The sequence below is a fragment of the Succinimonas sp. genome, from assembly GCF_045225735.1.
GTDB lineage: Bacteria > Pseudomonadota > Gammaproteobacteria > Enterobacterales > Succinivibrionaceae > Succinimonas.
Genome location: NZ_JBGVBR010000036.1, coordinates 1 through 10459, shown reverse-complemented (window position 1 = coordinate 10459; position 10459 = coordinate 1). Strand labels below are relative to the sequence as shown.

Genomic DNA, 10459 nt, shown 5'->3' with positions numbered 1-10459 from the left:
AAATAACGCTCATCAAAGACTCGTCAGTGTCGGATGATACCGCCGGCGCTGATACTGCGGATCGCGTTTTCTGTCTCAGTCAGGCGGAATTCAGCCGCTATCTTACCGCATCCTCCATTCAGAAGGGCATCCCCACCCCGCATGCCATCGCCGAAGGCGCTGCGGCTTCCGGATTTTCCGGAAGCGCCTCCTGGTGGCTGCGGGATACCTCGGATTTCATGAGCCGCGGGGGAGATCCTCTGGCGGTGGATGCTTCCGGCTTCCGCAGAAGAATCCCGGGAACCTCCGGCGCAGTCGGGGTTCGCCCGGCAATCCGCATCACCCTGTAATGCGGTATCTTCCTGATCGCGCTCCGCATCGTTAAAGTCGAAGTACCGGCGCGGCGACTCTGATTCCCCGAAACTGCGGCCCGCGGGGAGCTTGTTCAGTCCGCAGCCAGCTTCTTCATGTGCTTATCGCTGCTGGCAAAGAAACTTAACGATGTGACTTTGAAGATGGGCAAAGCTGCCGTGGAAGTCAAACGACAGTACCGGCCAGTACATGAAGGCGGGAAGCGGCTTCGGCCCATAGAAGACTAACTTCAAAGCGGTCTTGCTCATGGTCAGAATCCTGATTTTTCGAGAAGGTCTTTTTACACCGTGTTTTGAGACATTGTATGAATTATTTTAACTGCCATGATCATAAGCAGAATGATTAAAATCAAAAGACAACACATGAAACACATTATCAACCATATGACAAATCATTCTGTAATCTTGTCCGGAAAACCTAAAAATAGCAACTTTTGAATCTTTGGTTACATGATTACGCTCACAGTGATTTTGGATGCTATCTGTCAATTCATTTACATTTATCAGTTCGTAACCTTGCTTTTTTCTTTGTTGCATCAATTCAAGCACAGTAAATTTAGACAGTTCCCGTAACCTGCATAGCAAGTCCTTATATGCCTGGAGATTATCTCTTGCGTTCTTCTTAAAATATTCAAAAGAATAGTCTCCTTCCGTTAACATCTTGTCAAAACTAAAGGTAGCACATTTTTGAGGTTTGCTTTCATGGCTTACAGTTACTTTTAATAAAGGCTTTTTCATTCGATATAATTATGCTTAAAGTAATCTCTGATAGAATCCCTTGAAATCTCCCGATTCATCACGCGACCATTATCCGTAGCCTCAATCCAAGGTCTTTCTCCGTGAGTAAGGTTTCTTAAGCCCCACGCTGAATACGTTCCAAATGTTTGATAAACATTCTCTAACAATTCAACATCTTCTTCTGATATTTCTCTAAACTCTGATTTTTCAGAATCCGTAAAACTAAGGTCATATGGGGTATTTGTGAATCTTTTCCATACACTGTACAGAATAGGACCATGCTGCCATGCAATAAATTGTTCTTTAAATAAAGAACCTCTGTCATAAGCTAAAAAAGTTCCTTCTGCATAATACATAAGCTTTAACAGCTTTAACAGGGACAATCTATCCCCTCCTTCATTCTCTGCTAATTTGCTTCTCTCAATAAACCAATTAGCTACAGTGAAAGCTGAGTACTTTTCTGTACATTCCATAGTGCACCATAAGTTACAAGCAGACAACCCATACTTGATTGTAATCTATTTGCAGAATTTTTGTGATTTACTTCTCAAAATATGTGATTTACTTCACCTATTCAAAAAGGACAATGTCTTTTAAAGATATTGCACAGTTCTTAGTGCATTTCTCCACTGCGACATTTCCGCATTTTCAGCAGTCGGGCTCATTTACAGCAGTGCCGCATACATGGGAGCATAAGGCTAACACGCATAGGATTTAGTCGCACATCAAAGTCTTTATAAGACAACTTTATTATCAAAATTATCATGCTGAGAGGTGTGACAACGGGGTTTCGCAGTGATGATGAGCAATTATTAGTGGCAAATCGGCAGTATAGTGCTGAATTCGGTTTTTTTGAGACACAACCACTTACTCAAAAGAATGAGACTCTTCTGAGTAAGAATGGTTATTGAACTGTTAAATGTGATTATTGCTGAGCAACGATTCCTATGCGGCAATCGCTAAGTTGAGTTTTTACAGGTGGGCGTCGGATTACATTAATAATACACCTAAGCGATTTCCATTGTTTTCTATTTATTTCTCCAACAGGGGATTTTTTAAATCTGCGTGTTTGACCTTCAATCACATTGCTAATACCTCGAATTGCATATACTATTATTGGATTGGTAGTTGCAAAGATGTCTTTAATTTTAAAAACTCGAATATTCACACACAAACTAATAATTTCGTCAATAAGAGTTCTTGAATGTGAAGCAACCTTAAAAGGTGATATATCTCCATCAAGATCTAATTCCATGATTTTTCCAATGTATTGTTTTACAGACAAAATCATGACAGCCATTGTTAATAATGCTCTTCTTAAATGCATACGATTGGTATTCGCCTTTATAAGGCCACAAAACTCTTTCACGAGCTTGAAGATTATTTCACTCTGCCACCGTAATCTATATATTTGTGCGATCTGGTCTAGATCAAGAGAGGATGATTCAATATTTGTATAAAAGAAAACATATTTCGATTTCTCGTTATCAAAAAGATTGTGCGTTCTATCGAATTCAGGAACGCAGTATTTTATAACTCTCATTATTATTTTTGTATCTTTGTCAATAGTGACTTCAACTAGGAAATCGTATGAATAATTGCCAGCAAATTTATCAGATTTAGGATTATCACCGTCAGAAACATCGATTTTTTTCAAGAATGCATTTATTTCGTTTACTTTTATAGCGTTGGGCTTCTAAGATTTTATAACTACAATTTGTTTTCCCTTTGTGGATATAATAACCTTTATTTTCAATAACATGGGCAAAATACGTTTTATCAATGAATCCGGCATCAGCACACAGCAACATGCCATTACACATCTCTCCTTTAGGCAGAAAGTCTCTTTCAGAATCACTTGCTTGTGATATAGTAAAATTGGCCATGTTCATGTGTTTAAAAGAAACAGTTGCTTGCAGTTTCTTCTGTTCATTGTTCATAGGTTTATGACTTGATGTGAATTGTCCTTTTTCATTAATTATGGATCCATCTTGAAGATATAGATCTTTAATACTTAATCTCTTTTGAAGTTCAGTGATGATGAGATGATAAGAATGATATGATGTCGATCCTAGTTTTGAATCACAATAATTCATAACTTCTATAATAAAATCTTCAATCATTGGTTTTGATAAATGATCATGGAACACCTCCCATTCAATTTTACAATCAACCATATGATGAATTTCAGTTAAAGCACAATACTCTTCATGAATACGACGTAATGAAAAACCTTTATCGGTATTAGAAAGACTTTTAAAAAGCGCACAAACAAAGAGCCATGGTTCAAATTTTTTAAGACGCTTTGTAAAACCAGTATTAAATGCAATAGCAGTAATTGCGGTGCGGTTCACACAATCGGTAATTACTGGCAAAATCTTCTTGCAAGATTCTGCGATGTTTGATAAAAGTAACGTCATGGCATTTCCTATATTGTTACGTTAAAAACGATTCCATTGTAATTATATCAGGGAATGCCTTTTTTATCTAATAAAATAAGCGTTATTTTCAAATAAACATTGGTTATCTATAATTTTCTTTAAAGCGTATTTTCAGTTGACTATGATTGTTGAGAGAGTGATTACATTTTCTTTTACTGCAGTGTAAGAAAAGAAATGTTAAATTTAGGTATTCTGCAATCTCACATGTAAAATATAGTTATTTTACTGAGTTTAAATCGCAATATTTTGATCAGTGATTCAAGACGTAATACTAGATTAAGATATATTAAATATGTGTATAGTTTCTATAATCCTGTGCATGGCAGTGCCGTACAGTATCGGCACAGCACCAATCACCCGCTGGTAAACGGTTCGTACTCCGTGGATCTCCTGAAGATTCCCTCCGAATTGCTCTGTCCTGAGAAATCCGCAAAATGCCGTTGACTTTACCGTCTTTACAATACATTCTGTAAAGTAAAGAGAAGAAAGGAGGTATTGTCTTATGGCAACTAAAGCAATGAACTTTAAATGTTACTATTCACAGCCGGTTCAAAATGGTGAATTTCCGCACCAGTCGTTACACCGCCTAACTTAGCAGTCATTTCCCCATTTTTTTCGTTTTTCAGCCCTGACCAACAACATGGCTCTGCCTTCTGACAAAACCCGATCTTCCGAACCACCTTCAAGTCCTCTTCAAGCCTTAAAAAATCTAACTTTTTTTAACTTTTTTCTTGCATTCTTTAATCCTTATGGTATAATCATACCATAAGGACTTTTTTACCAAATCGGAGGGAAATATGACTGGAAGCATATCCTATGCGAAACAGAAATCCGGGGTTGTTTACGCATACGAAAATCTGGCAACCTGGGACAAGGTGAACAAGAAGAAAATCTGCCGCCGCCGTCTTATCGGGAAGGTGGATCCGGTAACCGGCAAGATTGTTCCAACCGATCATCGCAACAAAAGCCAGAGTCCCGACTATAAGCCGGAACCTTATGAGAAGGACTATGTCATGCCCAGAACGCTGGCTCAGCGCAAGCAGGAAATTCTCCGGCTTCTGAAGGAAAACTATGAGCTCAGACAGCAGCTTGAGGCGCTCTCCAAAAAGACGGCCGGGTAATCGGAAACAGGGCCTGCTTTGTTTTTTTTTGGATCAGGGGAAAGCAGTTTTTATGGCTATGGCGAATGTTGAAGCGGTAAGCGATAAGACTATCATCTACGATGATCGGAGGTGGATAGATATCGGCGAGTATGCTCCGCTTAAAAACAGATGCCGGCATCTGGAGGATGCCGTTGCCTCGCTGACCTCTGAAAACACCAGGCTCAGAAAAGAGCTGGATCAATGGGAAAATCCCAAAGCCGATTCCCCGAACGCAAAGCAGCGCAAGTTGGCCAGACTCTTCAGCCAGCACGAAAAAGACCGGCAGAACCTGGCCGATCAGACTGATAAGCTCAATAATGCCAAGGATGAGATTAGCAAGCTGCAATCCGACAACACGGCTCTTATTAAACAGCATTGCGTGTATGATACTTCCGCAATTCGCTGGTATGAACATGAGCTTCCCAGGGTAAAGGATTTGTTAGACAAGAAAGAGAAGGAAATCAAAGATCTGGAGGAACAGATCGCTGCCCGGGACAAAACAATCCAGGAGATGGATGGTACTATCAAACAGCTGAATAAGGAACTCGCTGCCAAGGATAATACAATCAGCCAGCAGCAGAAGAAAATCGATGCCGCAAACGGTGAAAACAAAGACCTGAATCTCGCTAAAGACGCGCTTTCCGATGCGCTCGCAAAGGCACATGCCGAACTTAACAACGACAGCTCTAATTCCGGAATTTCAACTGGCAAAACGCCTATTGGCAAGGAGAAAAGAGTTCCACCTGTCAACTCCCGCAAAAAGAGCGACAGAAAAAAAGGCGGGCAGCCGGGGCACCCCAGAAACAAGCTGTCCCGGTGCATTGAAGCGGAAATCACCGGCATTGTAGATCATCTGCCGGCGGACTTTCTGGATCAGCTCAATGAAGACGGCAGTCTGCCTGAAATTCTCATCTGCCCGAACTGCGGGGAAGTTCTCAGCGCTGACAGTTTTATCGTCACCGAGAAGGACGAAATTGACTTTAAGGTCACCGTCACCAAAGTCAGGCACCGCTATTTTAAAATCAAGTGCGGAAGCTGCGGCAAAGAGTTCAGGGTAAAAATCCCCAAAGAGCTTAAGGAACCGGCTCAGTACGGTCCGGCAATCAAAACTCTGATATGCGTGCTTCTTAAATGCGGGATGGTCAGCGTTAACAGAGTGCAGAGCATTGTCAATGAGTTCCTGAATCTGGAAATCAGCACGGGTTATATTTCCAAGGTTGCCAAGAAGTTTGGCGAAATGACTAAGGATTTTGCCGATGAGGTGGGCTCGCTGTTCCCGTGCTTCTTCCTGATCGCCTGGGATGATACGGTGATGAGAGCCCACGGCGAGAACATTTGTTTCAGAACATACCTTACCAGCTGTCTTGCCAAGTACACCGCACATGACAAAAAGGATCTCGAGAGTCTTGTGGATGACGGGATCCTCACTATGCTTACCGAACTTCACCGGGTGCTGCATGATCATGACAGCAAAAACTATAACGAGATGTTCAAATTCCTTAATGCCGAGTGCAATCAGCACCTGCTGAGAGACCTCGAGAAAGTCATTCAGAACAATGAAAGCTGCGTCTGGGCTCAGGAATTTAAAGATCGTCTTTCAGCTCTGATTGGCAAACGCAATGATCTGGCGAAACGCAACGACCAGACCGAGCAGAAAGTTATGTCTCTTCCCGAAGATACGATTAAGGAGTTTGACGCCTTTCTGGACAAAACTCTGACAGAACAGGATGCCATTGTGTCCGGACTTATTGAAAAACATGAAAAACGTCAGCGAGAGCTTGGAAATGAAAGCAAAACGATAAACCCGCCTATAGGTCTGGTTCTTCAAACGCGCATCATAAACAGATTTAAAAATCCGAAATACCGGGAGGCCTACTTTGCCTGGATGACCGACTTCAGAATTCCTGTCACCAACAACTGCTCGGAAAGAAGCTTTAGGATGGAAAAGATTCGCATGAAGGTCAGCGGACAGTTCGATTCCACTGAAAATGCTCAGAATCATGCCGATGCAATGACATACCTCGCCACCTGCGAAAAAAAACGGAATCAACTGCTACAAAGCCATTGAAGCGGTGTTTGCAGGAAAGCCATACACCCTCGAAGAGCTGGGGGTCTATGAGCGTCTGGACTATCCCGAATTACGCAATGCGGCAGGTATGGCACGGAATGCCGCCGGGACTTCGGCAGAGGTTTCCTCTTCATCTGAGAAACCTGCGTCAAAGGAATCAGTTACTGCGAAGTCTGAGACCAAGGAAAGCAACATCTCCGAAGCCTGAGACCAAGGAAGCGATTACTCCGAAGTCTGCGGCCAAGAAAGCAACGACTCCGAAATCTGAAACCAGGGAATCGACAGATGAGACTCCTGCGGCAAAAGAATCAACGGCTGCAAAACCTTCAGTCAAGGATCTGCAAACTGCCACCCCGCCTCCGGGAACCGGTAACCAGAATAAAGTTAACCCGGTTCCAGAAAGAGGCTCCCCATGAACAAATCCTAACAACAGTCAGACAATCACAAAAAGCATAGCACTGAAACGCCATCCGGATCATCGCCTGCTTACCGAGCAGTCGATAGGGATGACGCGCCCCCCTCTATGTGGAAATGGCGGTGGGGTCAATTTAGGTACTTTTAGGGGCTGTGAATAGTAACCTTTAAATTCGACGAAACAGATATCCTTGATATGAAGCAGGTGGCATCCGTGTTCAACATGACAGTCACGGATGTGATCAGGGAAGCAGTCAGGGAATATGTGAAAAAAAAGAAAAAAGCCCCCTTTTACAGATTGACTGCCAATGTTCAGGAGGCATCCGCGGAAGAAAACTCTGAAATGCTTGACGAAATTGAAAGTCTTAGTGACGATGACCTGACCATATCCTCCTCAGAACGGGTTTCCGTGTAAAAGGAGTCAGACGTGACAAAACGACAGATGATTTCTTATGATGTCCAGTACACGAAAGTCGCGGAAGGTTTTTCAAAACGCATGAGGATATCAGAGAAAAATACAAAGCTGCCATCAAGGAACTGCTGGTCGGGGAGCATCCGGAAATAGTCGATGTCAAGAGAATCAGGGGGAAGCGGAACAATTATTTACGAATCAGACTGGGAGACTATAGAGTAGTAGTATACTCTCATTAACGGAAAGATAACCGTTATCACTGCGGTTTTGGCCGGATCCCGGGGAGATGTCTATAAGAAAATGAGCGGGCTTGAGTAATGTTATCGCCATGCTCTGTCGTACAGCACAGTTGATCTGACGGCATAAAGTGCCGGAGGTAACAAAAATCCTGTCTTACCCACGGAATATTGAGGCAAGATTTAATATTTGAGTAAATCTATCTGAAATGGCTGTCAAAGCCCTCGCTGGCATTACGCCTTTAACCACGGGCATACATTGATCAAGAATGTCATCTGACGATGAGCGCATCCCTGCTGGTAACCGAGGATATGATTGAGGACTTCACGCCATAGAATTATATGGAAAAGAGGGAGAGTCTAACTCCGCCTCCCGAACCGTCTCCGGCTAACCGGCATAACTGAAATATCCCGGCTGCATCCGCCATCGCGCTATTCAACTCACCACAGACATCATCCGGCGGCCCCCATCAGCGCTGCCGGGAGGAGTCCCTTCCTGATATTTGCGATCCCCCTGCAAATTCTGCATTCCCCCGCAAAATTCAAAATACCGCCCAGAGCTGCCGTTCAATGGACTGCCCGCATTTGGAGAAAAAACGCAGAGAAGTTACGGCTCGGCTGAAGATTCCCTCCGAATACCAAAAAATTAAAATAATTTAGCAGTGCTCAGATTTTAACTTGACAAACAAGGATAGAAAATATTACAATAGGCACATAAACATTTCGGAATAGATAAAAGAACAGGGTTGTAGTTATCCATATTCTTACCGGAACACGATTCCTAAACTTCGCTATGTTTTTCTGTCAGCCGTTAACCGGCAATCTTAACAGTTCTTTTTGGAGGATGCGTCATGCTGTTCTACAAGGTTACCATGAAAGGGGATTTTGCGAAGGCTCTGGGCGGAAAGAAAAAAGACCGTGATGATGATTTGCCCTTTTTTGAAAAAAGCTACGCTAAAGCCCTTTCCAAACTGCATCTGTTCCGTCATGAGGAGAGATCCTGCAACCTGCTCCCTAACAGGGATCTGTTTTTCTGCCCCTGCGATACTGATAATAAAACCTACGTGGAGTTCTTTGCGGCCTTCAGCGTAAGATCCAGCAGCTTTGCCGATGTTTCCGCCGTCATTCAGGATCTCATCAGAAAGGAGCTGAAGGTGAAGGCAGAGCCCGGCGAATACGAGGAAATTTCCCTGGAAACCTATCTGAAGCTGTTTGACAAGGCCGATGACGATGACCTGTATTCCCGGCGGGAGCTCCCTTCCTCCTGCCCCTGCATGAACCTTGATACTGCCGGCGATCTTTTGCGCCGTTCTTCCTTCGAGTGGAACGACGGCTTTACAGACAGCGGCATCTGGGACTGCCAGCAGGCACGTCAGGAATTAAGCCGTATCAGTCTTCCTGGTAACGAGCTTGCCGGCGAACTGGATCGCATCTATGCCGTAAATGCCGAGCCCGGGGTGTTCGGTCATCCGGTGCATTACTGCATTGAGTCTCCGGACGTTAAATCCGCCATGAATGTGGTCTCCTTCATCATAAAGATGCTGTATTCCCGGGGCCGGCTCCTGAGCAGACGGTTCGGAGTCATCCACATGAATTCTTACGAGAAAAAACGGGACAGCGACAAGGAGTTTCATGAGTTCCTCGCACTCCACGACTGCGCTTCAGCCGTAGCGGTATTCGAAAACGAGAAGATCGCGGAGGATAGCGGCTGTCTGTCCAGCGACGGCCGGGAACACCTTACCGAGCTTCTGGAATTCATGGAGGAAAGCTCCCTCACCACGCTTTACTTCATAATTTCCGTTACTCCCGACAAATCTGCCGGAAAAAAAGAGTCTCTGGTATCTCTCATTGAAGAAAAGATTCCGCTGGTGCGGCTCAGAACCGGTTTCGGCACCCGGGAACAGGCCGAGACCTACATGAAGGAGCTGGTAACCGGAGCGGGTTACGATAAATGGATGGACGATGCGGTAAACCAGATCCGGAGGGATTCCCGCACTGAGTTTTCCATGGGCATCGTGAACGACATCTTCAAGAGCTGGAGCAGGCGGGTGCTCTGCAATACCGTATACAGCTACGGGAACGAGATCCGGCCCCCGAAAGCCAAAAGGAAGACCAAGGTCCGTCCCGCCCGCCAAAGACTCGGAGACATGATCGGACTTGACCGGGTCAAGGAGATTGTTGACCGCATCATTGCCGTAACCTCGGTGTCAAAGCGCCGGAAGGATCTCGGACTTGACGACAGCATCAAATCGCGGCACATGATCTTCACGGGAAATCCCGGCACGGCCAAGACTACCGTGGCCCGGCTGCTCTCCGAAATTCTCCGGGAGGAAGGGATTCTCGAGCACGGATCCTTTGTGGAATGCGGCAGATCGGATCTGGTGGCCCGGTATGTCGGCTGGACTGCCAAGACCGTGAAGGAAATGTTTAACAAGGCTGAGGGCGGCATTTTGTTCATCGACGAGGCCTATTCCCTGGCAAATGACATAGATCACGGCTTCGGAGCGGAGGCTATCGACACCATTGTTCAGGAAATGGAAAACCGCCGGGAGAGGATGATTGTGATACTGGCCGGATACGCCGAGCCCATGAAGAAGCTCCTGGATGCCAATGCCGGTCTCTCCAGCCGCATTGCCTTTCATGTGGATTTCCCGGACT

At 44.6% G+C, this 10459-nt stretch carries 11 protein-coding genes; 6 read left to right on the top strand and 5 right to left on the bottom strand.

Translation table 11 applies throughout. From position 1 onward, the window contains the following. On the top strand, positions 1-329 hold a 329-nt coding region (locus ACJROR_RS01350), incomplete at its 5' end, for a hypothetical protein (RefSeq protein WP_406545533.1). Positions 330-452: 123 nt separating this feature from the next. On the opposite strand, the gene ACJROR_RS01345 is transcribed toward ACJROR_RS01350, so the two are convergent. The 5 genes from ACJROR_RS01345 to ACJROR_RS01325 form a co-directional block, all read right to left on the bottom strand. Further along, the gene (locus ACJROR_RS01345; RefSeq protein WP_406545532.1) at positions 453-599 is read right to left on the bottom strand and encodes a hypothetical protein; all 147 of its coding nucleotides are present in this window, start codon (positions 597-599) and stop codon (positions 453-455) included. Positions 600-665: 66 nt separating this feature from the next. Next, complete coding sequence (locus tag ACJROR_RS01340) at positions 666-1088, bottom strand: hypothetical protein (RefSeq protein WP_406545531.1); 423 nt, start codon at positions 1086-1088, stop codon at positions 666-668. After that, positions 1085-1561 (bottom strand): Panacea domain-containing protein, encoded by a 477-nt coding sequence (locus ACJROR_RS01335; RefSeq protein ID WP_406545530.1) that lies wholly within the window; start codon positions 1559-1561, stop codon positions 1085-1087. Before ACJROR_RS01335 ends, ACJROR_RS01340 begins: the two co-directional genes overlap by 4 nt. Positions 1562-2013: 452 nt before the next feature. Further along, positions 2014-2745 (bottom strand): transposase, encoded by a 732-nt coding sequence (locus ACJROR_RS01330; RefSeq protein WP_406545529.1) that lies wholly within the window; start codon positions 2743-2745, stop codon positions 2014-2016. Further along, positions 2723-3508, bottom strand: a complete 786-nt coding sequence (locus tag ACJROR_RS01325; RefSeq protein WP_406545528.1) for a hypothetical protein — start codon at positions 3506-3508, stop codon at positions 2723-2725. The genes ACJROR_RS01330 and ACJROR_RS01325 overlap by 23 nt, the downstream gene beginning before the upstream one ends. Before the next feature lie 818 nt (positions 3509-4326). On the opposite strand from ACJROR_RS01325, the gene ACJROR_RS01320 reads away from it, so the two are divergent. The 5 genes from ACJROR_RS01320 to ACJROR_RS01300 form a co-directional block, all read left to right on the top strand. Then, entirely contained in the window at positions 4327-4650 is a 324-nt protein-coding gene (locus ACJROR_RS01320) for a hypothetical protein (protein ID WP_406545527.1), read from the top strand. 52 nt (positions 4651-4702) lie between these two features. Further along, positions 4703-6739, top strand: coding sequence for a transposase (locus ACJROR_RS01315; RefSeq protein WP_406545526.1), 2037 nt, complete (start codon positions 4703-4705; stop codon positions 6737-6739). 4 nt (positions 6740-6743) lie between these two features. Continuing rightward, the gene (locus tag ACJROR_RS01310) at positions 6744-6947 is read left to right on the top strand and encodes a hypothetical protein (protein WP_406545525.1); all 204 of its coding nucleotides are present in this window, start codon (positions 6744-6746) and stop codon (positions 6945-6947) included. Between the two features lie 402 nt (positions 6948-7349). Next, entirely contained in the window at positions 7350-7568 is a 219-nt protein-coding gene (locus ACJROR_RS01305) for a hypothetical protein (RefSeq protein WP_406545524.1), read from the top strand. Between the two features lie 1084 nt (positions 7569-8652). Continuing rightward, positions 8653-10459: AAA family ATPase (locus tag ACJROR_RS01300; protein WP_406545523.1), on the top strand; the 1807-nt coding region annotated here is incomplete at its 3' end.

Excerpts from the sequence above, each read along its gene's own strand:
- ACJROR_RS01305 (WP_406545524.1), top strand. The coding sequence starts at position 7,350 with ATGAAGCAGGTGGCATCCGTGTTCAACATGACAGTCACGGATGTGATC.
- ACJROR_RS01335 (WP_406545530.1), bottom strand. The coding sequence starts at position 1,561 with ATGGAATGTACAGAAAAGTACTCAGCTTTCACTGTAGCTAATTGGTTT.
- ACJROR_RS01340 (WP_406545531.1), bottom strand. The coding sequence starts at position 1,088 with ATGAAAAAGCCTTTATTAAAAGTAACTGTAAGCCATGAAAGCAAACCT.
- ACJROR_RS01325 (WP_406545528.1), bottom strand. The coding sequence starts at position 3,508 with ATGACGTTACTTTTATCAAACATCGCAGAATCTTGCAAGAAGATTTTG.
- ACJROR_RS01320 (WP_406545527.1), top strand. The coding sequence starts at position 4,327 with ATGACTGGAAGCATATCCTATGCGAAACAGAAATCCGGGGTTGTTTAC.
- ACJROR_RS01345 (WP_406545532.1), bottom strand. The coding sequence starts at position 599 with ATGAGCAAGACCGCTTTGAAGTTAGTCTTCTATGGGCCGAAGCCGCTT.
- ACJROR_RS01315 (WP_406545526.1), top strand. The coding sequence starts at position 4,703 with ATGGCTATGGCGAATGTTGAAGCGGTAAGCGATAAGACTATCATCTAC.